The organism is Blastocatellia bacterium (genome assembly GCA_016713405.1).
In the GTDB taxonomy this organism is placed as follows: domain Bacteria; phylum Acidobacteriota; class Blastocatellia; order Chloracidobacteriales; family JADJPF01; genus JADJPF01.
The window spans coordinates 59,567-85,471 of the sequence record JADJPF010000015.1 but is presented as its reverse complement, the minus strand read 5'-3'; the positions used below and the strand labels follow the sequence as shown (position 1 = coordinate 85,471).

Sequence of the window (25,905 nt, the reverse complement as noted above, 5' to 3'; positions counted from 1 at the left end):
CCATACTTCCATAGCGTATTTCTGCTACTTTTCCATAATCTCCAACTCGTTCAAATTGTTCAGCTTGAATACGCATATTTTCCAGGGCTTCTTTTTAGAACTAATACGTTCTATAATTTCCTTTTCTGACTGCCAACGAGCTTTCATTCCTGCACTTTTCTCTTTTAATTCAGAAATTTCTTGCTCAATTTTAGCTAATCTTTCGCGTGAAACTGGATCATCTTCTCTTTGGAGTGCTTGACGCTCTATTTCGCGCTGAATTCTTTCGCGTTCTACCTCGTCAATCTCTGTTGGTAGGCTGTCAATTTCTATTCTTAGACGTGATGCAGCCTCATCAATTAAATCAATTGCTTTATCAGGCAAAAATCTATCAGCAATATAGCGTTGTGAAAGCATTGTAGCTGAAACAATTGCAGTGTCTTTAATTCTTACTCCATAAGTGGACTTCATAGCGTTCTTTTAAGCCACGTAAAATAGCAATTGTGTCCTCTATATTTGGTTCAGTAATATAGACTTGTTGGAAGCGTCGCTCAAGTGCTGCGTCTTTTTCAATGTATTTTTATATTCATTTAAGGTTGTTGCCCCTATGCAACGAAGTTCACCACGTGCTAGGGCAGGTTTTAGCATATTTGAAGCATCTATTGCCCCTTCTGCCGCGCCAGCACCTACTGGGGTATGTAGTTCCATCAATAAACATAATTATGTTGCTATCGGGTCGAGTAACTTCTTTTAAAACTGCCTTAAGGCGGTCTTCAAATTCACCACGATATTTTGCACCTGCTAACATCGCACCTAAATCTAATACTACCAAGCGTTTATTACGTAAAGATTCTTCTACATCACCAGAAATAATTCTTTGTGCTAGTCCTTCAACAATAGCAGTTTTACCAACTCCAGGTTCTCCAATCAATACAGGGTTATTTTTAGTACGTGTGGACAAAACTTGAACAACCCGACGGATTTCATCATCTCGTCCAATTACAGGGTCTAATTTACCTATTCGAGCTAGTTCGGTTGAATCCCGACCATAGCGACTTAAAGATTGATAACGTGATTCAGGGTCTTGATCTGTAATTTTCTCACCACCTCGAAACTGTTCTAAGACTTTTAACAAGTCTTTATTAACAACCCGTGTTGGCGAAGTATTTTGCCAGCAGCACCATTTTTTCTTCTGCTATAGCAAGCAGCAAATGTTCAGTGCTGATATGTGCATCTTGGAGTTTGTCGGCTTCTTTTTGTGCAGCAGTAAGTTGAATAAAGGCGGGAGGAAAAAATCTTTCCTGACTTGTCCCAGTAACTTTAGGTAAGCTTTTTATTGCTTCTTCTAGCTCTGCCAAAATCATTGGAGGACGTATTCCTATTTTTCTAAAATAGGTCTAATTACTCCTCATTTGATTCAAGCATAGTTATAAGCAGTGTTCGTCAATTTGTTGATTTTGTGACGTTCTGCCAGCTTAGTAGCTGAATCTATAGCTTCTTGAGCGCGAATTGTAAATCTATCTCGGTGCATAAACCATCCAATTATTTACAGATTTTATTAAACTTACTAGTAAAAAGATAATTTAAGCTTTGTTCTTAAAAACAAGCAATAGAATGTCTTCCTAAAATACACTAACCTACTTTATCTATCCCATCATTGGTCGCGTTTTGACTCATCAACTTCTCTTAAAATATCCAAAATCAAATTAGTATTATTAGGAGCAGTAATGTTTTGCTTAAATTCTACAGGAGATTTTCCATTTCAAAACGGCCTTCTTCTAGTTCAACAAAACATCGAAAAGCTGCATTACTACGTAATTCCCCCATTTGAGCATCTGCAATTTGTCCATAGTTAAAGTAAATTTTTCCTTGTACAGTAGTAGCATTAATAGTAAGTATCCCAGTAATACGGCTATTTTCCACTATTTGAATTACATCAAAATAGTAATTGTTGATAGATCTCCTGTTAATACTTTTTACAGCTTTTTCACGTTGGACGGATGGATAAGTAGCTTGTGGGCGGGGTAATGGCCTAGGTATTGGTCTAGGTATTAGGGGCATTGGTCTGGCGGCTGGCCTAGGTATATGTTGCATTGGGGTATTGGTTGTAAGGGTTGGGTTATTGCTCTTCTAGGTGCCTCTGCATTTGGGGTAATTAAATTTATTGATAAAGCAGGATTAAGACCTTTTGCTTGCATTATATTTTCATTTGCACGATCTATATCTCCTGATTCAGCATAAATCTTTGATAAAGCTAGGGCTTGTTCAGCCCCTTTATCTGGTAAATTATAATCAACATAAATTTCTAATAATTTTTCTCGTAAAGAAATATTCTTAGGGCAAGATTCAATAGCTTTTTCTAACGTGCTAATAGCTCTTTCAACAAAACGATATTTTAGAAGTAACTCTGAATCCAGAATTACACCTTCAATATCTACAGAAGATTTGTTATCTGCAAAAGGATTAGACTTACTTCCAAACATTTTATTTATTAAGCTAAAGGAACACTAGATTTTTACCATAAGAACATACTAAATACTCTGTAAACTAAGTAATATAGCAATTTTGTATTCTTAACTCTTAAGCCCCAAAGGGGCGACATAACTGTAACCTAGGGCGCAAGCCCTAGGAAATAATAGTTAAGTCTCTTTAAGCCCTGTAAGGGCGACATAGTCTTTAAATGCTAAGAAAATACTTCTGTCGCCCCGTTGGGGCTTTTTGGGAATTGCTCATTATCATACGTAGGGCTTGCGCCCTACGCTACATATCTATCGCCCCGTTGGGGCTTTAAGAAATAAAAATTTCAGATTACTTAGTTTACGCTGTACTAACTACACTGCAAACTAAGTAATATAGCAATTTTGTATTCTTAACTCTTAAGCCCCAGAGGGGCGACATAACTGTAGCCTAGGGCGCAAGCCCTAGGAAATAATAGTTAAGTCTCTTTAAGCCCTGTAAGGGCGACATAGTCTTTTAATGCTAAATCATACGTAGGGCTTGCGCCCTAGGCTACATATCTGTCACCCCGTTGGGGCTTAAGATTAAAATATCAGAATATTTAGTTTACAGTGTACTAAATATAGATTTATAAATTTAAGGACTCTCTAAGCCAATCCAAATACTTTTCTGAACCGCGATTAATGGGCAAAGCTATAATTTCTGAGTGTCATAAGCATGTAACTCTTTTACTTTTTCTTCTAATCGTTGATAAAAAGCTAAGTCAGTTTTAGCAATTAAAAGCAATTCTTGTTCACGACAAAGCTTTCCTTCCCAACGATAAACCGATTCTATTTGATTAACAATATTGACACAGGCTGCAAGGTTTTCTACTACTAGGCTTTCTGCTATTTTGTCAGCTAGTTCTTTTTTATCTACAGTAATTAAAACTACCATAGCAGTAGTTTGTTTTAAGACCTCTACAGATTGTCTAGCAATTTCGTCTTTTCCGTTTCTTCAGGCTGACCAATATCTTTTCATCCATAACTATTTCTGCTATAAGGTAGGCTTCTGCTAATTCTTTTGCTTTAGAAAAATCTCGTCCATCTACTAGTAAAACTACTGATGTAGCGGCTGGAAATAAACCACTGCTACTAGTTTCACCTTGTATTAAGGCTCGAATATCATTCTGCTCTAAAAGTCCTCGTATCATTTGTGCTTCAGTAGCAGTTGAAAACCTACGTAATTCTACCATTGGTGCATCGCTAATATCATGGATTCTGTTTTCATCTGTCAATTCTTCAACTAAATCTAGGTCACATTCATTACAATGTGTAATTTCTCGCTTATACTCAGAAAGGCATTTAGGACAAAATGGCATAGTATATATCCTTAATTTGAAAGAATCTAATAAAGTAAGAAAGGGTTAATTGTACAAAACCCTTTAAGTTGGCAGCAAGCTATTTAAGGCTAGAATTAAAATAAATATTTAGCTTGAAAATTACCGCTTTTCAAGGCTTCAACAAGTTCTGACATATTTTCAATATTAGATGGAAATTCTGTTACACATTTTCCTATTTGGCCTACTACATGTGCATCACTTCCACCAGTAAGTTTTAGATTAAGTTTTTCTGCCTTTTCCCAAGCCATGCGGTTTTCTTCAATATCTGACTTTGCATTATAGCCTTCAATAGCAAAAATACCTATTAAAGTTTCTAACTTCTCACCAATACTAGCAGCTTTAAAGCGAAAAGGATGTGCAGGAATACAAACACCTCCACAACTACGAACATAATCAACAATTTTTTGTGCTGGTAGGTTAGTTTTATTTTCAAATTCTTGCCATTGTGCTTGATTAACTCCATAAACTAACAGATCCCCTAAATCTGTTGTAACTTCCACTCCTCGAAAGACTTTTAGTCCTGTCCCTAGAGCAAACTCTTCTGCGGTTTCTGATGCTTGAAATGAATTGTGTTCCATTACACAAACTGCGTCTAATCCAACATAAATAGCTTGTTCAATTAAATCTTCAGGAGCAATTAAAGAGTCTTGCGAATAAATAGTGTGAATATGTAAATCTATAATCATAAAATATTGTTATCTTTCTAAATAATTTATTTAGAATATTTAGCTATTACTAGGTTTTATTAAATATTCTAATTGCTGTGCTAAAAAAAGGTACGAGTTTAATTTTTCTCTGTTGTGAGAAATTTTTAGCTAGTTGAATCATTGTAAAACTAGCTAGTAAAGCACCTGGAAATAATCCTAAAACTACTCCTGCATGACCTATTAAAACTTTGCCTGTAAAACCCCCAAAAGCTGCTCCTAATATTAAACCTATTGTTAATAAGCTAATACCCACAATTGTTGCAACCACTTGACAACGATATTGCAAACTTAAATCTTTAGGTGTTTTAGCTAGTTCATCAGCTTGTTTTGCTAAGTTGGTGCAACGTTGGCAAAAGTTATTAAAAGCATCAAAAGATCTGATTGGTGACAGATTTCACACCTAAACGCTAGCCCTTCTTTTTTTAGTTTTATATCCACAAATTAAACTCCTACTATCTAGCAGACTGATATTTTGCTATTTTAACTTAAAATAAGTAATCCTAAATAACTGTAATCTCGTTATTGCAAAAAAATAGTAAAAAAAGTTAAATTTGCTTTACTCTCTTGATAATTAATAGAAGGAAAAACTAATGAAGTTAGAAGATTGGAAAAATGAAGGTGGATACCTTAAATATGGTAGCCACACGGTCTTTTATCGTGATGATGGTCAAGGAGAAGATATTTTAATTTGTATTCATGGTTTTCCAACTTCGTCTTGGGATTGGCATCTTTTATGGCCCGAATTAACCAAGCGTTTCAGAGTTATTGCTCCTGATATGCTAGGTTTTGGTTTCTCTGATAAACCTGCTGAAGATGTTTATTCTATTGATTATCAAACTACACTACACGAAACATTGCTTAGGTGTTTAGAAGTAAAGCAAGCTTATATTTTAGCTCAAGATTATGGTGATACTATTACACAAGAATTATTAGCCCGTTATGAAGATCGAAAAAAAAATAACCAAGCAGGTTTTGAAATAAAAGGGATTTGTTTTCTTAATGGTGGAATGTTTCCTGAAGCACACCAAGCTTTACTAATTCAAAAATTATTGATGAGTCCATTAGGCGCAATTTTTAGTAAATTAATTTCTGAAGGGCAATTTAAGAAAGGTTTTATAGCAATGTTTGGCCCAAATACTAAGCCAACAGAAAGAGAAGTAGATAATTACTGGCAACTCTTAAAATACAATAATGGGACAGCAGCAGCACATAAAATCATCCGTTATTTAGAAGAAAGAAAAAAGTTTCGTAATCGTTGGGTAGGAGCAATGCAAACAACCAAAGTTCCTTTACGCTTAATTAATGGGATGTTTGCACCTACTTCTGGGCAAGCAATGGCTGATCGGTATCGCGAATTGATTCCAAATCCTGATGTAGTACCATTACATAATATAGGCCATTATCCACAAATAGAAGCCCCAGAAAAAGTTTTAGATGCTCTATTAGAATTTTTAAGTAATATTGCTAGCCGCCAATAAAAATTATTTACTAGCTAATTAATTTTATAGTAAGAACTTAGGGGAATTGATTGATGAAAAAATTTTTACTCAATTTAATATTATTTTGCTTGTTACTTAGCCCGCTAAATTCTGTGTTAGCGCAAAATCCTGGGGCTACAGGAGTAGATAAAATTAATGCTTCAGCAATGAAAGATTATCTTTATTTTATTGCTTCTGATGAGATGGAAGGACGAGACACACCATCTAAAGGGTTAAATATGACGGCCAAGTTTTTGGCTATGAACCTTTCTATGTGGGGCTTAAAGCCTGGTGGGGACAATGGTTCATATTTTCAAAAAATCCAAATACGTCGTAACAAAACAGACCGTGTTAATAGTTCTGTAACATTTGGAGGTCAGAGCTTTAAGTTAGGAGAAGATTTTTTTGCTTTTCCTAATGAAACAGATTTAACAGCACCTCTTGTTTTTGCAAGTCATGGCTGGGTAATTAAATCTAAAAATATCAACCCTTATCAAAACCTTGATATTAAAGACAAAATTGTTGTTATCTCCAATGGTTTTCCACAAGGTCTTAGCTATAATGACCTAACAGGAAATGAAGGAGAAGATTGGTTTGAGCCTTTTGATTATATAGAAAAAAATGGTGGTAAAGCAGTTATCCTAATTCCAAGTTTTGAAAGTTTAGCTAGCTGGGATAGAACTGTTTCTTATTTTGAAGAACAAGGACAAACAATTTTTGAAAAATTAGAAGAAAAATCTTTTCCTTACCTGTGATAAGCCCTTCCCCAAAATTACTAATAAAAATGTTTAGCGAAGAATCCCAATCAGCTAATAGTATTTTCCGTGATGTTAGTCAAACAATTGCCCCTTTGAATTAAAGCAAGACAAAAAAATCTCCTTAAAAATAGCTGTTAAAACTGAAAAAGAAGTCTCTCAAAATGTAATTGCAATTTTAGAAGGTAGTGATCCAACACTAAAAAATGAGTATGTAGCCATTGGCGCACATTATGACCATGTTGGTGTAGGCTCGCCCGTAAATGGAGATAAAATCTATAATGGTGCTGATGATGATGGGTCAGGCACAGTAGCAGTTCTACAACTTGCAGAAGCCTTTTCTCACGCGCCGTCACGCCCTAAACGTTCAATAATGTTTGTTTGGCATTGTGGAGAGGAAAAAGGCTTACTTGGTTCACGCTATTTAATGAAATTTCCAACTGTACCGCTTAATCAAATCATTACACAATTAAATATTGATATGATTGGTCGTAGCAAAGAACCAAACGACACTAAACCAGCTAATAAAGAGCTTTCCGGCCCAGATGAAATTTATGTAATTGGCTCAAAGCTAATGAGTAGCGAACTAGGCCAAGTTAGCGAATCGGTAAATAACTCATACTTAAAATTAAAATTTAATTACACTTATGATGATCCAAATGACCCTAATAGATTTTTCTATCGTAGCGATCATTATAATTATGCTAGAAAAGGTATCCCAATTATTTTCTACTTTAATGGAGTTCATGAAGATTATCATAAACCCTCAGATAGCCCTGATAAAATAGATTATCAAAAAATGGAAAAAGTCACCCGTACTATCTATATGACTACATTAGATTTAGCTAATCGCGCATCTCGTCCTGTTGTAGATAACCCATTGCCAGACGCATATACTCGTGAACGCGATTAATTAATTAACATTAGGGATTTTTATATTGTATAAAATCCCTAAGCTCCAAACATAAAAGCAATGCTAAGTTTAGAAGCAAAATTAAATGCAGAAGCGATTCAAAAACGCTGCTTTGATTTACTAGTTTGGACATTGCAACATTTTACCCCTAAGCTACAACATTTTTTTCTTACCCAACAAAGAAGTTTTAATCCTCTATCTGACAAAATTCAGTTCTGGGATACAGGCTATCAAACTAACTCTAACACCAAAGAATGTGCTGAAAAAATCAAAAAAAATATCTATCTTTATTGGCAAGAAAATTACAAAAATGTAGATAATAATCATCAAGCTTTAATTGAGCTTGCTAGCAAAATATTGGATCCAACCAGTGACTTATGTAAATTGCTTGAAATTGGTGATGGTGTTGGAAGTGAAGAAAATTTAGGATTTCACTTAGAACTTATAGGCGGCGCGGTTGGACATATTATTTCTGCTGAAGCTCTTTTAATTAGTAGTAGTCATCGTAAAACTCCTTTTAGTTTTCAAGCTCTATTGGATATAGCAAACTTAAATAAAAATAACAATCCTAACCAATATAAACAAATTAAGTATTCTAATTTAATTGCATTATTAAATTACACAGTTCAAAACAATCTTATAACAGCAGAAAATTTGCATATTTACCTAGCAGAATATCTTTATGCACGACTATCTTCATTTTCCAAAATTCTGCCTAGCGCATTTATTCCTATTTTGTTACCGCTAAGAGGTTTAGCACAATGGCGAGCTATGGCTGGCTGGATCTGTCCTAAAAATAAGCAGTTAAAAGAGCATCTTAGATTAGTTAGAAAGTCGCCTCCTGAATCATTAATTTTAGCAATTGAGGAAATTTACTCTATTAATTTAATAGATGTTTTTATTTTTCTACTTGAAGACGCTATTTCTAAACACACAGATGCTTTGGAAAGAATGAAAAACGTTGCAAATGTTTTTTCTCATTTATGGATTGCAGAAGAAATTTTATTTTTCAGAGAAAATTCTTTAACCCTTCATTTGTCAGCAGAAAAAAGAGCTAATAATTTAACTTCAAAGCCAATATTAGAATCTACAGCAGAAAAATCTAAACTCCTGATAATTGAAGAAGATAGCAACTCTACGGCAACAATAATTTTTAATCTAAACAAACATAAAGATGCTTATTTACTTAAAAAAGCCTTTGGTTTTGATTTAGTAATTTACAGAAATTGTCCAGGTGTAAAGTTAAATCTACCTGGTCAAGAAGAATATTGGGAAGCACAATTTAGAGAAAAACTTTCCCGAACAGCAGCAATTATTATTAAAGAACAATATTTTCTTACTCAAGGCTTAACTCATGAAATTATGAACACCTTAATCCGTCGGAGTCGTTACCGCGTTCTTTATGCTAAAAGCTTAAATAATGAGCCTATAGAAAAGGCTGAAGTGCTTTATACTTGCGCCGTTCTACAAGAGCTTTATCATCTTACAGATGCAATTAGAACTGTAACAAAATTTGATAATCCTAAAACTTACTTATTAAAACTTGTTAATAACACTAATGCTTTTAACTTACAAGAGTTTGCTGACCTTTGGCGTAAAACTATTCAAGAAATTATTCAGCATTTATTATTCTCTCTAATTAACTCTAGTAGTATTGCTATTATTTTTCATAAAGCTGAGTGTAGCAAATCAAATGATTGTTTATGTCCAAAACTAGAACAAAATAGCAATTTAGCAGAAATACCTATATTTCCACCATTTAGCATAGAAGCAACCTCATTATTTTTAGTAGGAATACATGAGATTTTAGGTAATGCAATCCAATACTTAGCTAAACAACTAGAACAAAACAAGAAATTTTTCTTAAAGTCAAAAGATCTAGTAAGTTACATTATAGATATAAAATTTTCCTTAATTTTAGAAGAGGATGAATTTTATGAATTACTGATTTCTAACTCTGTAGCAGAGGACGAAAAGCCAACAGAACTTTCCGATGGGCTAAAAAGAACTCAAAACTTGCTTTCCTGTTTTGTATTTCGCAATGATAAAGGAGAAGAAAAAAAGTTAGTTGAATTTTTGCTTGTAGATAAATCACCATCAAATTACCATTCTATTGCTATAAGATTTCGTCCTCAGCTTGTTTTCCAAAAATAAAAATTTATGAGTGATAAGCTACAAATTCTATTAATTGATGATGTAAATGACTATATTTCTTATCCTGTTTTAAGAGCAGATGAGCTAGATTTACTGCACATAGACACTTGGACAACTGCCCAGCATTTACTTAACGCTCAGACAGAATTAATTGACCCTGACATAATCTTAATTGACATTAATTTTCAAGCTGACCAAAGTGCGCCAAGGTGGAAGGACAGTGAAGTAGATTATGGAGACAAAAAGCCTACAGGTTTATTTATTGGGCTAGCCTTTTCCGGTCTGCTTTATCGTAGCGGAATGCCTCGGATTGGAAGCATTTATAGTGCTGACCCAAGTTTATTTAGAGATGATCCAGCAACTAGAACTGCTGCTGCTCTGTTGGATATGGCCGTTAATCGTCCAAATAAACTTTGGTCAAAAGTGTCAATTGATGACTGGTTTGACAACTTTAATTTAGGCTCAGATCCTCATCATGCTTGCAAAATAGCAATAATAAAACTGCGGGAAAAAATCATTATTTGGTGCCAAGACGACCTTGAAAAACGACTAACCGTTACACCAAAATCTTATTGGCAAGTAGCAACAAACTTAAAGCAAATTACTAATATTGCTGAACTACCCAACTTAAAAAATAAATTAAGTTTAGAGTTTGTTACTTGTTTTGGAGTAAAACGAAAATTAAATTTATGCTCTTTATTTGCTGAATGTGATTTATCAAACTTTGTTTCTTTGGCAACAGAGTTTCTTCAAAAAATTAATTATTTGCCTACGCTATTAAAAGAATGCCTAGAATATGCAGAGCAAATTAATGAAGGCTCACGACTTACAGTAATTATTCCAGAAACAAAACCTTTAGAACGTTTAGTAGTATTGCTAATTTTACTCTTAAACTGGTGGCAGCAAAGACCAGAAATTTGGCGCACAGAGCTTAATTATTCTTGGGACTTGGACAATGCTTGTCCATCTGTAAAGCCTTCACCTAGCTTAAAAATCTATCTTAAACGCCTAGCTAACGCATTATGTGATTTTACTAATATTGATGTTACAGATTTATCCGTTACTGCCCAAGAAATTGAGGTTTATTTATCAGCAAAAAGCTCTCAGCTAGCTATTTTTAATAAAAAAGTAGTAATTGAATTGCTGCCAATGCTTTTTAAGGCTGGAGTCTTAAGAAAAACTGCTAATAACAAATGGAAGGTTTTAGAGCAGAAAATTGAGCGAGAGCAAAAGATTGATTGTTGGCAACCAGACATATCAGGTATTAAATTTTTACAACAAGATTTCCTGGATAGTCTTCAAATGCAAACCAATCAATTTCAACGAATTATCCAGGAAGCTAACAAAATATTTAATTTTTCTCTTCCGATTTATTGGGAAAATTACTGGAAAGGAAACGGGCAATTTCAACTGCCTATTTTTTTTAGAGTGATGTTGCAAGATTATGTAAAGGAATATTTACTTTGGAATAAAGAATCTGAATGGCCTACCTGGTTACTAGATAAAATAACGTAGAGTTTAACAATGCAGGTAATATCTTAATTATTCTTTTTCATTATCTTCAAGCTTATCTTCAAGCTTATCAACTCTTTCAGAAGTTTCAACAGCCAAATGAGAAACTTGTTTAAGGATATCATTAGTTTCTTTAAGGGTATCTTTAGTTTTTTAAGGGTATCTTTTAGTTTTTGGCTCTTCCGACCCGTGGAGGCCACAAGATATAGCGTTGTAAGAAAAGCAAAAAATAACCTGGAGATCGCTTTGAAAATACGAGAAGAGGTAAAATGCCATAAGAACGACGTTTAAGAACTTTAATTTTGTTGTAAGACCTTCAACAAAGCCAGAGGATTCACGGTCAAGAAAATAATTAGTAATAGAATCTAGGGATTGTTAAGAGTAGTTAAAAAGAATCAAAACAGGATAAAGAACTATTCTTAACTCTATCAACCCAAGATAAAATAGAAAGGGTTGCTTCTATTTTTGATGGAGATTTGTCAAAATATCTGTTAGCTCTTCTCTAAAGTCATAGCCATTTTAATGAAGGAGATAAAGAAAAGACTTTTTTAGTTGTGATTGTTGTTCTACTTCTAGGTCAAGAGGATTTTGCCTAAAAGTCCACATACCCCTTGTTCTTCATACTCGGTTTCGGCAATCTTTTTTTAGTCTTTTAACTCACTTTTTCTTTTTTTGCTGCACCTTCTCATAAGCTTTCGCTATGTGAAAACGATCGCTACTATTTGTGCTTGAGGAAGCTCTTCTTTTGCTGCATTTATATATCCTTCATACAGATCTGTACATACTCTTTCTATAGTTAGTTTAATTCGTGATGGTATATTACTTAAGAATGTTTTTACTGTTTTTTGTTCCTGCTATATTTACCCTTGCCCCCATTGTTGATATTATTGCTACATAATCCTTATGTCCTTTTTTTAGTGCTATCTCATCTATTCCTATCACTGGTACACTTTCGTATATTTCCAGTCCACACTTGTTTTTATATTTCTGTCTATTATCCCTCTACTTCTCTTGGCTTACTGCTTGTTTTTTACTGCAATCTACTATCGTTGAGTTTATTAGCTCTACTAGTATCATTTGCTCATATGCTTTTGTATGCGCTGAATTAGCCCTCATACCATTCACTTTTTGTGTCGTTGTTGGATTTCCTTCACAATACGGACATCTATATCTTTTCGGTCGTATTTCTGCGTATACTTTCCTATTGAATACTGTAAATGCCTTAGTCTTATTTTTCTATCATATCCTGAAAGTTCTTGATTTCCCCACACTTTCTACATTTTGTCCCTCTTCTAGTTTTCACCTTGATTATTATTTCCTTTTCTGTTTATTTCTGCCCTATTACTCTTACCCTTCTATATCTAGCGGAATTTCTATTTTCCCATTTTTCTTACCCCGCTTGTCAAGTCTTGTCAAATTTTTGTTTTTTATTCTACACTATATCTTGTGGCCTCCACGGAATTACGGAAGAGCCGTTTTTTAAGGTCGTCTCTAAATTCCTTAGTCTCTTTTCTTAAATCTTCTAAATCAATACTAAATTTTGCTTGCCAATCTAATAAAGCATCTAATTTATTGTTAAATTTGATTTCAAATTCAGCTTGGCGTTTTTCATATTCACCTTGTCTTTTTGCAGTTTCAAATTGAATATCAAGTATCTGTGCATGTTTTACAGACATTTCTGCTTGTTGAGTGATAATAAATTCTATTAATTTTTGAATTTCTTTATTTGTCATAGCCTACCTACTTCGCTGTTTTTGTTGAGTTTAGCATAGTTTTTATTGATGCTTCCAAAGCTTTATTTTGCTAGAGTAGAGAAACTTTTTTAGAAAACTGACCGTAGTCTAAAAATAAACTTTAGTCAGATTGTTACAATAAATTAACTATGGGATTAAGAGAAGAAAAACGAACTGCCACCCGTGAGCAAATCATTTCTACAGCAATTTCACTATTTACCAAACAAGGTTATGAAACAACCACTATAGACGATATTACTAAAGCTGCCAAAGTAGCTAAGGGAACATTTTATTATCATTTTGAATGTAAAGAGGAACTAGTTTTAGCACTTGGTGAAACATCTATGTTAGAAAACGCTTTGCGTACACAAATAGCTATAGAAACAGGTCAATCACCTCTTATTGCACTTCAGGATTTTCTAGCAGAAGCCGCAAGATGGCTAACAGAAAACCGTAAGCTAGCTAATATTTTTTTCCACTATAGCATTAGTAATTATCAGCATATGAAAAAGCATCATGAGCGTCATGATCATCCTTCATTTAGGCAGGTTGTCCATAAGTTTTTAGCCACAGCACAAGAAAAAGGCGAGCTTAGAAATGATATTTCTTCCTATGAGCTTTCACAAATCTTTGGGCTTGTTTTCATCCATTCAGTAAGATATTGGCTAGAATCTAGTGAAAATATTTCATTAAAAGAAAAACTTAATTTTTGTCTTTCTTTGTTTTTAGAAGGTGCTAAACCAAGTCTGGATTTCTCTTTAGCTAAAGGAGTTCCACCTTATGAGCAATGCAAGTCAAGTAGCAATTAATTTTATAAATGATGAAGAAATTACAAGTAGCAAAATCTTAGATTGGACAACAGCAGCATTAGCTGGAGCCGCGCTTTGTGGTGGAAAAGGCTGGAAATTAGGCCAGCTTTACCGCTATGGCTTTCAAGTTCCTGTAGGCGGTGTAGTTACAGCCAACCTTTATCAAGAAATAATGCTTAGCCCAGAGTTAAAAAGCCTACAATTAGAATTAGAAAATATATCCCCTTTATCCGTCTCAGAAGCTCAAATAATAGAAAAACTTAATAAAATCCAAGAGATTTTAGCCAACATTAATTTTTCAAAAGAATTTACATTAGAGCTAGAAAATTTTCTTAAACGAAATAACTTATTAAATACATCTGTTGCCGTTCGTTCTAGCGCGACGGCAGAAGATAGCGAAACGGCTTCATTTGCTGGTATTCATCGCAGTTTTCTAAATGTTCAAGGGCTAAGAGAAATAATTGATGCAATTAAAGGTTGTTATGGCTCACTTTGGACACCACAAGCAATTGCTTATCGTCGTAAAATGAATTTGAAAGATGACCAAGTGGCTTGTGCTGTAGTAATTTGTGAGATGGTCAAGGCTAAATCAGCCGGTGTAGCATTTTCTTGCGACCCGCGAACAGGTCAACTTAATGTTGTAACAATTAATGCTGTCAATGGTTTAGCTGAGGCCCTGGTTAGTGGTCAAGTTAATCCTGAAGAAATTACAGTTTTATCTAAAGAAGGTAATCTAACTGAAATATCAAGAAAAAGCCCTGAGCAACAAGTTTTAACTCCAGAACAAACAATAAAATTAACTCAACTGGTTTGGCGTATTCATTGGGCAATAGGAAAAGGTGATAACCCACAGGACATAGAATGGGCATTTGATGGAGAAAAGTTTTGGCTGCTTCAAGCTAGACCTGTAACCCGTTTACCTCATTATACTTTCCCAAATATTGAGCATTTACCAATAATTTGGTCAACCGGAAATATTCAAGACGCTGTTGCAGGTGTACCGACTACTTTAACCTGGCATATGGTGCATGACTTTGTTTCTGAAATTTTATATGAAATCTTAGATGCAATGGATTATCCCAGAAAAGACGGTTCACCAATGCTTAAGCGTTTTAACGGACGTGGTTATTTTGAAGTAACAACTATGCAATGGGCTTTTTATGATGCTGTTGGAATGTCTCCCGAAGACACTTCACGGGGACTAGGCGGTCATCATCCTTTAATTCCTGTGCCTTCAGGCGATCCCCTAAAAGGTAAAGTAGGATTAACACGTAAACTAAGACAAATAAAATTTCTTAGAGTATTGCTTAAGATTTCCCGACAAATGCCAAAAGATATTGTCACTTTACAAACACGCATAAAGGGTTGGAAAAACACAGATGTAGCAAGTAAATCTAATCAAGAATTAGCAGATTTAGTTAGGGAAATTTTAGTTTTTCAATATGAATTTGCTAAAAAGTTTCAGTTGGCTAATGCTAATGCTGGTGCGTGGGTGACACCAATTAAAGAAACGCTAACAAAAATTAAACCTGAGAGGGCCGAGGCTTTAACTACAGCGGTTTTAGCTGGTAGCGGACAAGTTACTACAGCAGAGCATGGTTATCAACTTTACCATTTAGCCAAAGTAGCACAACAAGACACAGACGCACTTACTTATCTAAAACAAACACCAATTATTGCTAAAGACTGGCAAAAGCTTCCTAAAACATCTAGTTTTCGTCAAGAGTTTGAAAAGTTTTTAGCTGAATTTGGACATCGGGCAGTTTATGAAGCTGAAACAGCCAACCCACGATGGAATGAAGACCCTAGCTATTTATTTGAACAAATACAATTAATTTTAAGCTCAGAAAACATCACTTCCCCAAAAAACACTGCTATAGCAGTTCGTCAAGCAGCAGAAAAAGAAATTTCAGAGCTTTCTTTTCCTTATCGTCCTTTAATCAATTGGTTTACTAAAAAAGCTCGCCAAGGTGCAGCACTACGCGAACTTAGCAAATCTACGTTAGTTGCAACCATAGAGCCTATTAGAAAAATTTGCGTAGAAGTTGGTAAACGCCTTGTTAACAGTGGTTTCTTAGATGATCCAACAGATATTTTTCATTTAAGCGGTTTTGATATGGAAGCTTATTTAACAGGCCAATGGAACGGACAAGGAGCAAGAGAAATAGCAACAGACAATAAAAACCAAAGAGAAATTTGGTTAAAAGAAACAACTATTAAAGATTTTTATATTTTTGATCATTTTGGCAACCCTACAACAAATACTAGCGCAGTCAATAAACCAGCAATAATAGAAAAAACTTCAAATGGCACAATATTAAAAGGTTTAGCAGTATCTAGCGGGAAATATTCAGGTATTGCAAGAATTATTATGCACCCATCAGAAGGCAATCTGTTAGCTCCAGGAGAAATACTTATAGCCCCTACAACTGACCCAGGTTGGACACCTCTTTTTTTACGTGCTTCAGCAATAGTTATGCAAGTAGGAGGATTTTTATCTCATGGCGCGATTGTTGCGCGTGAATATGGACTACCAGCAGTAGTAAATATTCCTAATCTGCTTACTATAATTAAAAATGGTCAACATATAACTGTTGACGGTGATAAAGGCCAAATAATGATCAAAGACTAAGTTTATTTTGTTCTCTTCATTTTTTTATAACGAGGTGACAAATGTATAAAAAACTTGTTGTTATCATTATTTTATTAATCTCATTTGGTATTGTAGTAACAGGAATGTATACAAAAAGCGAAAGCACAAAAGTAGAACTTTTGCTTTTTGGAACAATCGAAGCTCAAGAAGTACAAATTGGTTCTAAAATTGGTGGTCGTGTCATAGAAGTTTTAGCACAAGAAGGGCAAATAGTAAAAAAAGGGACTCCTCTAGTACGATTTGATAATGACACCCTGCTAGCAGAAAAAAAACAACTCCAAGCAAAAATTGACCAAGCTGAGGCTTATCTAAAAAAGCTAGAAAATGGTTATCGGACAGAAGAAATTGCACAAGCCCAAGCAACTGTTAATCGTGAACTAGCCCAATTAGAAGCCTTAAAAAATGGCCCACGTCCCCAAGAAATTTCCCAACTAAAAGAAGAAATTATTGGTGTAAAAGCTGAACTAAATCACTATAAAACCTCCTTAGCTAGATTAGAACAGCTTTTTAAGGAAGGCTATGTTTCTAAACAAAGCTGTGATGATATGGCTGCTAAAGTGGCTTTAAGCGATTCTCGTTATCAATCCTTGCAGCAAAAACTTGATCTTTTAGAAGCAGGGACAAGAAGCGAAGATATTCGTGTAGGTCAAGAACGTTACCAACAAGCTATTGCTAACCTAAAATTACTTAAATCTGGTGCAAGAAGCGAAGATATTTTGGAAGCTAAAGCACGACTAGCCGAAGCTAATGCGACGCTTGAAAAACTTAACACCCAACTAAATGAAGCAGAAGTAATTGCTCCTGTTGATAGTCAAATAGATTTGCTTAGTGTTCGAGTAGGCGATCTAGTTCAAGCAACTAGCCCTATTGCAAGACTTTTGGAAAGTGATCAAATTCGTGTACGTGTCTATGTGCCAGAGCCTGATCTGGGTTTTGTCCAGGTTGGACAGGAGGTAGAAGTTTTTGTTGATTCTTTTCCTAACAAAGCTTTTCTTGGAAAAGTAGAACAAATTTCAGCTAAAGCTGAATTTACACCCCGAAATGTTCAAAATCGTGATGAACGTTCTCATCAAGTTTTTGCAATTAAAATTCATATTGATAACAAAGAAGGCTTACTTAAGGCTGGCATGGCGGCTGATGTTAAATTAAAGCCAAAGGAGTAAGCTATGATAAATACAATAGATCCAGTAATTTCAACAAAAGATTTAACCATCAAATTTGGCAAATTTATTGCTGTTAACAAAGTTTCTTTTCAAGTAAAAACAGGTGAAATCTTTGGCTTACTTGGGCCAAACGGCTCTGGTAAAACTACGATTATTAAAGCTTTATGTGGGCTAATTACTCATGCAACTGGTGAAGGTAAAATTCTTGGTTTAGATATTCATAAAGATTCTTTTAAAATTAAAAAACGCATTGGTTATATGTCTCAAAAATTTAGTCTTTATGAAGAGCTAACAGTAAACGAGAATTTAGATTTTTATGCTGGCATATACCATATGAAAAAAGATCAAATAAAGCTTACGTAAACCTGAAGTTTTAGAGCTAACAGGCTTAACCCCTTATTTAGAACGTCGTGCAGGTGCTTTATCTGGTGGTTGGAAACAACGTTTAGCTTTAGGATGTGCAATTATTCATGAACCTGAAGTATTATTCCTAGATGAACCTACTGCGGGAATTGACCCTGTAGCACGTCGGGCTTTATGGGATCTGCTTTTTAAGCTTTCTGCTAATGGGATAACTATTTTTGTTACAACACATTATATGGATGAGGCCGAAAGATGCCGCCGTGTTGGTTATATCTATTTATCAAACTTAATTGCTGTTGGAACTGTTGACGAACTAAGAACGTTGCCAGAAGTTTCTCCTGTTGGTTCAACACGCTTAGAAATTCTTTCTAGCTCTCCATCTGAAGCATTAAGTTTTATTAAAGATCTTCCCTATGTTTGGGAATCAACAATTTTTGGTCAATCAATTCATATACTTTGTGAAAAGACTCAAAGTAGTTCCAAATTGAAAGAAGACCTAGAAACAGCAGGTTTTACAAATCTAGTAATAAACCCTATCAGACCTTCCTTAGAAGATATTTTTGTCACTCTAACTAATAATATTACTAACAACATATCGCTGTTAGGAGGTACAAAGTTATGAGTGAAAATTATCTTTTTTCAGGCTTAATTCCTGTTTTTAAGAAAGAAATACTTCAGATACTACGCGACCCAACAACATTATTTTTTGCTCTTTTTATACCTATTTTTGAAATGGTTTTACTAGGCGTTGCTGTAGATACTAATGTACGTCAAATAAAAACAGTAGTTTATGACCTGGCAAAAACTCAGGAAAGTCATCTTTTAATTGAACGTTATATTAATAGTGATGACTTTAATGTAGTTGCTAGAGTAAATTCTGATAAGGAACTTTATGATAAAATTGTTGCAGGAGAAGCAAAAGTTGGAATTAAAATTCCTGAAGATTACTCACGCGCTCTGCAAAAAGGTATAAACACTAGTGTCTTACTGCTAGTTGATGGTTCGGAATCAAATGTTACAAGTGAGGCAGTAAATGTATCTAGTGCTATTACTTTACAAGAATCATTAAAACGAATTGTAGCAAAATCACCTGGTGTAGTTGAATCACGGCATAAAGTTCTTTTTAATCCCAGCACTCGTTCAGCTAACTTTTTTATTCCTGGGTTAGTCGCTGTAGTCTTACAAATGATGTTAATTGCTTTAATTTCATTTTCTTTAGTAAAAGAACGGGAACGAGGAACATTAGAAAATCTTTACCTAGCACCTATTAGCCCATTAGGGTTAATGGTAGGAAAGATGTTGCCTTATGGGATATTAGGATTTTTTGAGCTTTGCTGGATTTTACTGGTGATGCGTTATGCTTTTGATGTACCAATTCATGGAAGTGTAATTTTACTATTAATTTTCTCTATTCCTTTTATTTTAACTATTTTAGGGATGGGGCTAATTATTTCTACAAAAGCGCGTACTCAAAGCGAAGCAATGCAAATGGCGATGAGTACATTGCTACCAGCAATATTTTTGTCAGGCTATATTTTTTCATTAGATAATATGCCAAAAATATTTTGGTTGATAAGCCGTTTTATTCCTACAACTTACTATATTGATACTTTGCGAGGCATTATTTTACGTGGAGCAGGTTTTAATCATTTATGGGTAAATGGAGCAGTAATGTTAGTTATGGGACTAGTAATGTTACTGTTAGCATCACTAAGATTTCGTCAAAGTAATGTTTAATAAAATAGCCCAAGATAAGTGTTATCTTGGGCTATTTTTATTTACAAATTGATGGTTAAAATTTATTTTTTCTTAGGACGAGTAAGACTTTTAGCTACAGACAGTTTACCATCCTTATTTCTAACTACTAATTCTACAGTTTGACCTTTTTTAATTAATTTTTTCAAAGTTATGCTACTTGGTAAGCTGGTAATTTTCTTATTAACTGTAAATTGAGTAGCTTCAGAATTAAAAATTAATGGATACTCATCTATACCATTAATTATTATTGTTGCGCCTGTTGCGTTGATAAAAGAACTTGCTGAATCTAAGAAAATTGTTCCTTTGATAAACTTTGGATTTCTAATTACAGGTAGTTCCGTTCCCATAGGATTAGAACCATTGCTATTTTGCCCATTTCCAAAAAAAAGCTTGTTACTGAATAAGTGAAATTACCTGTTGAGCTTGCCCCTACTGGAACATTATCAGTAAAAGTTGTTGTATCATTAGGAATTGTAGCTATTAAGTTTTCATCTTTTACCAAGTCTTCTGCGGTTAAAGCTGGTTGTCCCTCTGCTGGTGTTGGAAGCCTATAAATCTTAAAGCCTGCTAAATCACCATCTGCTAAAGGTTCTAGTTTATTGGCACTTGTTCTAATTGATTGAGTTTGTCCTGGTTTTAATTCTGTTGCTACAACTTTAACATTTTGTGGAGGCCCCATTTGCCCTACTTGAGGAGGGTCAAAGCTAATGTCTACTTTTAGAACAGCTTGACGAACAGCTAAAATTACTGGCTGAGAAACTGTTAAACTTCCTGTCCTACCTGTAATTGAAATAGTGTAAGTGCCTGGTTGAGTATTAGAACTAGTAGTTACAGTAATAAAAGTATTGCCTCCAGCATTAACACTTGAACTATCAAAATTAAGTTGAATGCTTGGATCGGTTGTACTAGCACTTAAGCTAACAGCTTGATTAAAGCCATTACGACCAACTACCCCAACGGTAAACATTGTAGATTCACCATTAGCAATACTTTGTAGATTAGGTGCTAATGCTAAGGAGAAAGCTTCCTGCACTTGAGGAGTAACATTTAGGCCAAATAATGCAGTTTTAACTAAGGAACCTGAAGCACCTATAATTCTAATAGAGTAATTTTGAGGAGGTGTAGTTCCAGTTGTAATAATAGTAGCAGAAATATTATCACCAGGTCTTGCAGTTTTATTAGAAAAGACTACTTGTATAGAGCTTTCTGACACTTCGGCAGTTAAATTAACTGGCTCATTAAAACCATTTTCAGGATTTATTGCTAAACTAAAAGATGTTGATTTACCAGCAGAAAGCGTTTGCAAGTCTGGTGTAGTTATCAAAGTAAAATCACCAATTAAGCGAGGTTTTACTGTTAATGTAGCTGTTGTGGTCTTAGTGATTCCTCCACCTCTAGCAGTAATAGTAACTAAATAATCTTTAGCCTCTGTTTCTTGTGTAGTATTAACAATCAAAGTTGACATAGCAGTTGCATCTATTGTAGTAGGAGAAAAGCTAGTTTGAAGCCCATCAACACTGGCAGAAAGTGTAATTCTTTCTGCAAAACCCATTTGTCCGAGTGTGTTAACAACAAAATTAGCAGATTCGCCTGCCATAATTTCTTGTTTATTAGAGTTAAGTGACAAGTCAAAATCCCCTACAGATTTAACATTTACTCTAACTATTGTTGTTTTCTGCGGTATTCCGCTAGATGAACCAAAAACGCTTATATCATAAGTACCTGGTGCAACATTAGCACCAACGTTTATTGCTAAACTTGCACTTGAGTTTGGGCCAATATTATTACTAGTTAAACTAGTTGTAATATTAGGGTTAGATGGATTTGTTGTTAAATTCACTATTCCAGTAAACCTATTAGTAGGAGTAATAGAAACATTAACATTAGCACTTTTACCTGGATCTATATCTAAAGTATTTGGTAAAGCAACTAATGTAAAATCAGGCGGTGCAGTAACTGTAACTGTTAGAGTATCGCGTTTTGTAATTACTCCTCCTTTAGTATTACTAGAGGAATTGACTGTAATTAAATAATCTTTAACAGCCGTATTCCGATCTGTATTAATAGATAAACGAGTTGTACCTGCTCCATTAATGACAGTGGAAGAAAGGGAAGCTTTAAGTTCAGTGTCTATTTTTAAGTCTACATTTTGATCAAACCCGTTAAGACTAGCTATGTTGACAAAAACATCTCCTGACTCACCAGCAGCCAAAGAAATGGAAGTAGGATTAAAGCTAAGCCTATAATCTGGTAAAGGTCTGACATCAATGTTAACTGTAGCAGTTTGTGAAGTAGTACTGCCTGGTAAACTACCAGTAACTACTACCTGATAATTTCTTATCTCCGTTCCAGTAGGAATAGTAACTGTCATACGAACACTGCCAGGAGGCCTAACAAAATCACTAGACAACCTCACAGGTAAGCCGTCTTTGCTTTGAGCATTCAATGAAACATCTCGTTTTAAGTCACTTCCTCCACCAACTGAGACAGTAAAATCCAAGCTACTGTTTGGTGTAGTTTGTACAGACGTAGGGCTAACACTTAAGCTAAAAGTTGGCGAAGGGACATTAATAGTTATATTTTGTGATTTTGTAATTGATCCAGAACTTGCTGTAACACCTATTGTATAGCTACCTGGTTGTATAGTATCAGGGACGCTAACTCTCATAGTCACTGTAGCTGGCGGTCTAACTGAATTAGTAGAGAAATCTATATCTATTTTTACAGAAGAACTAGCTGTTAGTTTTATTGCTTCATTAAATCCATTTACAGGTGTTAAAGAAATACTAAAGCTGGTTGCATTGCCTACGGGAATAGTTGCAGATTTTGGATTAATTTCAAGGTTAAAATCGCCTTTAGTTGCTTGAGCTAATGTTAAAGTTGAACATAATCCAATAAATATTGTAATAAACATTAGCTTATATATCTTAGTTAATATAGCCAGCGTTAGTCTCATATAATTTTCCCTAGTTATAATTATTTATAGTTAGTTTGAGTGATTATAGATCAAGCATAAAGAATTATCCGCTTGTCTAGGATAAGAATTATTAAATAAATAAAAGTAAATGGTTTCTAAAAAATATTAATTTTGTGTTTTTCTTCTATTTGGGACAATATTAATACTAGCTGTTTAATAGCCTATCGTTTAAAATAACCCAGCTAAAACTTAGCCTTAAAATTAATCTTACAAGTTTTAGTATCCATCTTAAAAATTAAGGTTTTTGACAAAACTAATGAAGAAATGTCCTTTTTGCTCAAAATTATTACAAGTCTCTGCTCATCATTGTCATCATTGTAGCTCTAATTTAATAGATATGGATGGCAACCCTATTGGAAAACCAGCAGAAATTGTTATAGCTCCAGAGCTTGAAAAGCTAGAGTTAGGAATAAAAATATCTATAACAGTATTTTTTACAGTTACATTTTTTATTATCGGACTTATTTTTTCTAGCTCTATTTTAGGAATGTCTATTTTAGAATTAAAATCTTTGAGTAGTATATTTTTTCACTTATTTTTATTACTTATTTCTATAATAGGAGCAATACAGCTTTCACCACCAGTAATAAAATGGATTAAAGCATTTTTGGGATAAACCTATGAAAAATCAAAAAATTTATGATGAAGCACTTAATTTAATTAAACTTAGAGAACAGAAAAAAACTAATCTTAAAGATTCTGAAACTTTGCTAGTTAAGTTAATAAAAAAAGAGCCTGACACGGATTGGGCATATGGGCTACTAGCACAAATTTACTATTGGCGAGGTGAAGTTGCTGAAGCAGAAGATCGTTTAGAAATTTATCAACAAGGTGTTGAATACGGAAAACAAGGTGTTGAAGTTGATGAAGATTCTTTAGAGTCTAATTTTTGGTTGGCTGTGAATTATGGGCTTTATGGGCGCGAAAAGGGATGTTGGAAGCTGTACGACTAATAGATCCAATAGAAAAACATACTCGTAAAGCTCTAGAAATAGATGAAAAATACTTTTATGGCGCACCTTTAAGGGTTTTAGGTCGTCTTTACAATCAGTTACCTTCTTGGCCGCTTTCACGAGGTGATAATAAAAAAGCTCTTGATTTTATGCTTAAAGCTCTAAAACACGGCTCCAAATTCTACTTAAATCATATTTATATAGCTGATGTTTATGCGGCAACAAAAAATAAAGATAAAGCTCGTGAGCATTTAGAATGGGTAATTAAAGCACCTCTTTCACCTAACCATGAAAAAGAAGACACTCGTGATAAACAAGTGGCTAAAGATATGCTTAAAAATTTATAATAAAAATAAATTGATACTTTTGAGGTAAAATTATGAAATTAAATGATTTGTTTAGCTTCTTCCTAACATTAACTATAATGTTATTTATTAGTAATTCTACTTTAGCTTGTCCATCATTAAACGAGGCTGTTTCACTAACGATTATGGCTAGTAATTTTCTTTCTCCTGATGTACTTTGGGGATTTTTTATTATTTTACTGCATATAGTGATTGGTATATTTCACACTTGGAGACGTGAAAAAAAGCCTAAATCAAAATCAAAGTAGGAAAAGATAAGGGGCAAGCAATGCCCCTTATCTTACTAAAGCAACTGTGTCACGTGCAGCTTCTAATAGACTAAATAACTTTCCTGGCATTAAGCCTAAGTAGAACGTACCAGCTAAAGCTAATAAAATTGTTACATATGCACTCCAAGAAAGTAGTGGTGCTGGGGTTTCTTCATTACCTTCACGGAAAAACAGTACAACCATTGGACGTAAATAATAATAAATTGAGGCAGCACTATTAAGTACAGCTACTATTACTAAAGATAAGCCTTTATCCCAAGCAGTCTTAAAGACTAAAAATTTGCCCATAAACCCGCCTGTTAAAGGCATTCCAGCCATACTTAGCATAAAAATTAGTAAAGCAATAGAAAGTCCTAAAGACTTAAAACCCATTCCTGCCCAAGTTTCTAACTCAGTATTTTGCTCATTTTTACCAGCCATTACAGAAATTACTGCAAAAGCTCCAATATTCATAACAGAATAGGTAAGCATATAAAAAGCTACTGATGTCCAATCATTAGCTAGAAATCCAATTAAAGCATAACCAGCATGAGCAATTGATGAATAAGCTAAAATTCTTTTAATATCAGTTTGTGACAGAGCAACAACATTACCAATTATCATAGTAAGTATTGCTAAAACTTGAAGAATGCTAGTCCAAGTGGCATTAAGCTCAAAAGAGGTATCTGCTGCAAAAGCAATAACAAAAATTCTTAAAAAAGCTACAAAACCTGCTGCTTTTGGCCCTGATGCCATAAAAGCTGTAACTGCACTGGGCGCACCTTGATAAACATCTGGTGTCCAAACATGAAAAGGCGCAGTAGCAATCTTAAAGCCAAAACCTACTAGTAACATTGCTACACCAATATATAAAATTTCTACTGTCATTGGTTGAGAAGTTACAAGATTTGTACCTTGTTTAATTGCTGTTGCAATAGATTCTAAGTTAGTAGTACCTGTAGCACCGTAAACTAAAGCCATTCCATAAAGCAAAAAGGCTGTTGATAAAGAGCCTAAAATAAAATACTTAAGTGCTGATTCATTAGATCTTAAATCTTTACGACGATATCCAGCTAAAACATATGTAGCAATTGAAGAAATTTCCAGTCCTAGAAAAATCATTACCATATCACCAGATGAAGCCATAAGCATCATGCCAACGGTAGAAAACATTAGCAAAGAATAAAATTCTTCTGGTGAAAGGTCTTCATCTTCAAGAAAGTTTAAGGAAAGGATTGTTCCTAGAAAGGCTACAATGAGGAAAATAAAGATAAAAGCTAAACTCATATGGTCTAGCACTACCATGCCACTAAAGGCTGTCAAAGATTTACCAACACCATCTTGTGAAGCAGTAGTTACTAAATTCCAAAGTTTCCAAGTAGAAGCACCCGCAGTAAAAATTCCTGCTAGGTTAATAAAGACCAAATCTCGATGGGCTTTTTTATTAAAAGCACCAAAAAGTAAGGACATAATGCCTGTAACAGCAACAATTATATGTGGTAACACATAATAATAGTTAAGGTTCAATGCTTGTGCTTGCATAGCAA

The 25,905-nt window shown here is 34.3% G+C and carries 24 protein-coding genes and 3 pseudogenes; 14 read left to right on the top strand and 13 right to left on the bottom strand.

The features are described from left to right. Nucleotides 1-24 precede the first annotated feature (24 nt). The 8 genes and pseudogenes from IPK14_17480 to IPK14_17445 form a co-directional block, all read right to left on the bottom strand. Nucleotides 25-1,114: pseudogene (locus tag IPK14_17480) on the bottom strand (AAA family ATPase). A 7-nt stretch (nucleotides 1,115-1,121) separates the two neighbouring features. Continuing rightward, entirely contained in the window at nucleotides 1,122-1,343 is a 222-nt protein-coding gene (locus tag IPK14_17475; protein ID MBK7995102.1) for a hypothetical protein, read from the bottom strand. A 379-nt stretch (nucleotides 1,344-1,722) separates the two neighbouring features. Next, entirely contained in the window at nucleotides 1,723-2,040 is a 318-nt protein-coding gene (locus tag IPK14_17470) for a DUF4388 domain-containing protein (protein ID MBK7995101.1), read from the bottom strand. Next, nucleotides 2,031-2,462 (bottom strand): hypothetical protein, encoded by a 432-nt coding sequence (locus IPK14_17465; protein MBK7995100.1) that lies wholly within the window; start codon nucleotides 2,460-2,462, stop codon nucleotides 2,031-2,033. Before IPK14_17465 ends, IPK14_17470 begins: the two co-directional genes overlap by 10 nt. 602 nt (nucleotides 2,463-3,064) lie before the next feature. After that, a pseudogene (locus IPK14_17460) lies at nucleotides 3,065-3,372 on the bottom strand (divalent-cation tolerance protein CutA). 34 nt (nucleotides 3,373-3,406) lie between these two features. Then, nucleotides 3,407-3,796, bottom strand: a complete 390-nt coding sequence (locus tag IPK14_17455) for a DUF2007 domain-containing protein (GenBank protein MBK7995099.1) — start codon at nucleotides 3,794-3,796, stop codon at nucleotides 3,407-3,409. A 95-nt stretch (nucleotides 3,797-3,891) separates the two neighbouring features. Beyond that, nucleotides 3,892-4,503, bottom strand: coding sequence for a PHP domain-containing protein (locus tag IPK14_17450; protein MBK7995098.1), 612 nt, complete (start codon nucleotides 4,501-4,503; stop codon nucleotides 3,892-3,894). Between the two features lie 49 nt (nucleotides 4,504-4,552). Continuing rightward, nucleotides 4,553-4,810, bottom strand: a complete 258-nt coding sequence (locus tag IPK14_17445) for a hypothetical protein (GenBank protein MBK7995097.1) — start codon at nucleotides 4,808-4,810, stop codon at nucleotides 4,553-4,555. 304 nt (nucleotides 4,811-5,114) lie between these two features. On the opposite strand from IPK14_17445, the gene IPK14_17440 reads away from it, so the two are divergent. From IPK14_17440 to IPK14_17420, 5 genes are all read left to right on the top strand, one after another. Next, a complete protein-coding gene (locus IPK14_17440) occupies nucleotides 5,115-6,002 on the top strand; it encodes an alpha/beta hydrolase (GenBank protein MBK7995096.1) in 888 nt (295 codons plus the stop codon). A gap of 53 nt (nucleotides 6,003-6,055) precedes the next feature. Beyond that, entirely contained in the window at nucleotides 6,056-6,757 is a 702-nt protein-coding gene (locus tag IPK14_17435; GenBank protein ID MBK7995095.1) for a hypothetical protein, read from the top strand. A 118-nt stretch (nucleotides 6,758-6,875) separates the two neighbouring features. Beyond that, a complete protein-coding gene (locus IPK14_17430) occupies nucleotides 6,876-7,670 on the top strand; it encodes a M20/M25/M40 family metallo-hydrolase (GenBank protein MBK7995094.1) in 795 nt (264 codons plus the stop codon). A 60-nt stretch (nucleotides 7,671-7,730) separates the two neighbouring features. Beyond that, nucleotides 7,731-9,824, top strand: a complete 2,094-nt coding sequence (locus tag IPK14_17425) for a hypothetical protein (GenBank protein ID MBK7995093.1) — start codon at nucleotides 7,731-7,733, stop codon at nucleotides 9,822-9,824. 6 nt (nucleotides 9,825-9,830) lie between these two features. Then, entirely contained in the window at nucleotides 9,831-11,339 is a 1,509-nt protein-coding gene (locus IPK14_17420; GenBank protein ID MBK7995092.1) for a hypothetical protein, read from the top strand. Nucleotides 11,340-12,034: 695 nt separating this feature from the next. Here IPK14_17420 and IPK14_17415 read toward each other — a convergent pair. Both IPK14_17415 and IPK14_17410 read right to left on the bottom strand, forming a co-directional pair. After that, entirely contained in the window at nucleotides 12,035-12,154 is a 120-nt protein-coding gene (locus IPK14_17415; protein ID MBK7995091.1) for a transposase, read from the bottom strand. 609 nt (nucleotides 12,155-12,763) lie between these two features. Next, a complete protein-coding gene (locus IPK14_17410; protein ID MBK7995090.1) occupies nucleotides 12,764-13,069 on the bottom strand; it encodes a hypothetical protein in 306 nt (101 codons plus the stop codon). 149 nt (nucleotides 13,070-13,218) lie between these two features. Here IPK14_17410 and IPK14_17405 point away from each other — a divergent pair, with 149 nt between their 5' ends. The 5 genes and pseudogenes from IPK14_17405 (at nucleotide 13,219) to IPK14_17385 (ending at nucleotide 19,794) form a co-directional block, all read left to right on the top strand. After that, nucleotides 13,219-13,878, top strand: coding sequence for a TetR/AcrR family transcriptional regulator (locus tag IPK14_17405; GenBank protein MBK7995089.1), 660 nt, complete (start codon nucleotides 13,219-13,221; stop codon nucleotides 13,876-13,878). Beyond that, nucleotides 13,850-16,510, top strand: a complete 2,661-nt coding sequence (locus IPK14_17400) for a hypothetical protein (protein MBK7995088.1) — start codon at nucleotides 13,850-13,852, stop codon at nucleotides 16,508-16,510. Before IPK14_17405 ends, IPK14_17400 begins: the two co-directional genes overlap by 29 nt. A gap of 41 nt (nucleotides 16,511-16,551) precedes the next feature. Next, a complete protein-coding gene (locus IPK14_17395) occupies nucleotides 16,552-17,694 on the top strand; it encodes an efflux RND transporter periplasmic adaptor subunit (protein ID MBK7995087.1) in 1,143 nt (380 codons plus the stop codon). 3 nt (nucleotides 17,695-17,697) lie between these two features. Then, nucleotides 17,698-18,679: pseudogene (locus tag IPK14_17390) on the top strand (ABC transporter ATP-binding protein). After that, nucleotides 18,676-19,794, top strand: coding sequence for an ABC transporter permease (locus tag IPK14_17385; GenBank protein ID MBK7995086.1), 1,119 nt, complete (start codon nucleotides 18,676-18,678; stop codon nucleotides 19,792-19,794). Before IPK14_17390 ends, IPK14_17385 begins: the two are co-directional and overlap by 4 nt. A gap of 62 nt (nucleotides 19,795-19,856) precedes the next feature. Here IPK14_17385 and IPK14_17380 read toward each other — a convergent pair whose 3' ends face one another. Continuing rightward, on the bottom strand, nucleotides 19,857-20,162 hold the full coding sequence (locus IPK14_17380; GenBank protein ID MBK7995085.1) for a hypothetical protein: 306 nt from the start codon (nucleotides 20,160-20,162) through the stop codon (nucleotides 19,857-19,859). Continuing rightward, on the bottom strand, nucleotides 20,141-22,771 hold the full coding sequence (locus IPK14_17375; GenBank protein ID MBK7995084.1) for a hypothetical protein: 2,631 nt from the start codon (nucleotides 22,769-22,771) through the stop codon (nucleotides 20,141-20,143). Before IPK14_17375 ends, IPK14_17380 begins: the two co-directional genes overlap by 22 nt. A gap of 277 nt (nucleotides 22,772-23,048) precedes the next feature. On the opposite strand from IPK14_17375, the gene IPK14_17370 reads away from it, so the two are divergent. Genes IPK14_17370 through IPK14_17355 form a run of 4 tightly spaced genes read left to right on the top strand, consistent with a single transcriptional unit; the run spans nucleotide 23,049 to nucleotide 24,358 of the window. Next, on the top strand, nucleotides 23,049-23,408 hold the full coding sequence (locus tag IPK14_17370) for a hypothetical protein (protein ID MBK7995083.1): 360 nt from the start codon (nucleotides 23,049-23,051) through the stop codon (nucleotides 23,406-23,408). A gap of 4 nt (nucleotides 23,409-23,412) precedes the next feature. Continuing rightward, nucleotides 23,413-23,745 (top strand): hypothetical protein, encoded by a 333-nt coding sequence (locus tag IPK14_17365; GenBank protein ID MBK7995082.1) that lies wholly within the window; start codon nucleotides 23,413-23,415, stop codon nucleotides 23,743-23,745. Then, the gene (locus IPK14_17360; protein MBK7995081.1) at nucleotides 23,724-24,092 is read left to right on the top strand and encodes a hypothetical protein; all 369 of its coding nucleotides are present in this window, start codon (nucleotides 23,724-23,726) and stop codon (nucleotides 24,090-24,092) included. Before IPK14_17365 ends, IPK14_17360 begins: the two co-directional genes overlap by 22 nt. A gap of 32 nt (nucleotides 24,093-24,124) precedes the next feature. Further along, on the top strand, nucleotides 24,125-24,358 hold the full coding sequence (locus tag IPK14_17355) for a hypothetical protein (protein MBK7995080.1): 234 nt from the start codon (nucleotides 24,125-24,127) through the stop codon (nucleotides 24,356-24,358). 27 nt (nucleotides 24,359-24,385) lie between these two features. On the opposite strand, the gene IPK14_17350 is transcribed toward IPK14_17355, so the two are convergent. Then, the gene (locus IPK14_17350; GenBank protein ID MBK7995079.1) at nucleotides 24,386-25,900 is read right to left on the bottom strand and encodes an NADH-quinone oxidoreductase subunit N; all 1,515 of its coding nucleotides are present in this window, start codon (nucleotides 25,898-25,900) and stop codon (nucleotides 24,386-24,388) included. Nucleotides 25,901-25,905: the final 5 nt, after the last annotated feature.

What these genes read in the sequence shown, in the direction of transcription:
- IPK14_17380 (MBK7995085.1), bottom strand. Translation starts at nt 20,162, where the DNA reads ATGGGAACGGAACTACCTGTAATTAGAAATCCAAAGTTTATCAAAGGA.
- IPK14_17420 (MBK7995092.1), top strand. Translation starts at nt 9,831, where the DNA reads ATGAGTGATAAGCTACAAATTCTATTAATTGATGATGTAAATGACTAT.
- IPK14_17370 (MBK7995083.1), top strand. Translation starts at nt 23,049, where the DNA reads ATGAAGAAATGTCCTTTTTGCTCAAAATTATTACAAGTCTCTGCTCAT.
- IPK14_17405 (MBK7995089.1), top strand. Translation starts at nt 13,219, where the DNA reads ATGGGATTAAGAGAAGAAAAACGAACTGCCACCCGTGAGCAAATCATT.
- IPK14_17355 (MBK7995080.1), top strand. Translation starts at nt 24,125, where the DNA reads ATGAAATTAAATGATTTGTTTAGCTTCTTCCTAACATTAACTATAATG.
- IPK14_17395 (MBK7995087.1), top strand. Translation starts at nt 16,552, where the DNA reads ATGTATAAAAAACTTGTTGTTATCATTATTTTATTAATCTCATTTGGT.
- IPK14_17360 (MBK7995081.1), top strand. Translation starts at nt 23,724, where the DNA reads ATGTTGGAAGCTGTACGACTAATAGATCCAATAGAAAAACATACTCGT.
- IPK14_17455 (MBK7995099.1), bottom strand. Translation starts at nt 3,796, where the DNA reads ATGCCATTTTGTCCTAAATGCCTTTCTGAGTATAAGCGAGAAATTACA.
- IPK14_17400 (MBK7995088.1), top strand. Translation starts at nt 13,850, where the DNA reads ATGAGCAATGCAAGTCAAGTAGCAATTAATTTTATAAATGATGAAGAA.
- IPK14_17435 (MBK7995095.1), top strand. Translation starts at nt 6,056, where the DNA reads ATGAAAAAATTTTTACTCAATTTAATATTATTTTGCTTGTTACTTAGC.
- IPK14_17365 (MBK7995082.1), top strand. Translation starts at nt 23,413, where the DNA reads ATGAAAAATCAAAAAATTTATGATGAAGCACTTAATTTAATTAAACTT.
- IPK14_17450 (MBK7995098.1), bottom strand. Translation starts at nt 4,503, where the DNA reads ATGATTATAGATTTACATATTCACACTATTTATTCGCAAGACTCTTTA.
- IPK14_17440 (MBK7995096.1), top strand. Translation starts at nt 5,115, where the DNA reads ATGAAGTTAGAAGATTGGAAAAATGAAGGTGGATACCTTAAATATGGT.
- IPK14_17470 (MBK7995101.1), bottom strand. Translation starts at nt 2,040, where the DNA reads ATGCCCCTAATACCTAGACCAATACCTAGGCCATTACCCCGCCCACAA.
- IPK14_17350 (MBK7995079.1), bottom strand. Translation starts at nt 25,900, where the DNA reads ATGCAAGCACAAGCATTGAACCTTAACTATTATTATGTGTTACCACAT.
- IPK14_17425 (MBK7995093.1), top strand. Translation starts at nt 7,731, where the DNA reads ATGCTAAGTTTAGAAGCAAAATTAAATGCAGAAGCGATTCAAAAACGC.
- IPK14_17465 (MBK7995100.1), bottom strand. Translation starts at nt 2,462, where the DNA reads ATGTTTGGAAGTAAGTCTAATCCTTTTGCAGATAACAAATCTTCTGTA.
- IPK14_17385 (MBK7995086.1), top strand. Translation starts at nt 18,676, where the DNA reads ATGAGTGAAAATTATCTTTTTTCAGGCTTAATTCCTGTTTTTAAGAAA.
- IPK14_17410 (MBK7995090.1), bottom strand. Translation starts at nt 13,069, where the DNA reads ATGACAAATAAAGAAATTCAAAAATTAATAGAATTTATTATCACTCAA.
- IPK14_17375 (MBK7995084.1), bottom strand. Translation starts at nt 22,771, where the DNA reads ATGAGACTAACGCTGGCTATATTAACTAAGATATATAAGCTAATGTTT.
- IPK14_17475 (MBK7995102.1), bottom strand. Translation starts at nt 1,343, where the DNA reads ATGATTTTGGCAGAGCTAGAAGAAGCAATAAAAAGCTTACCTAAAGTT.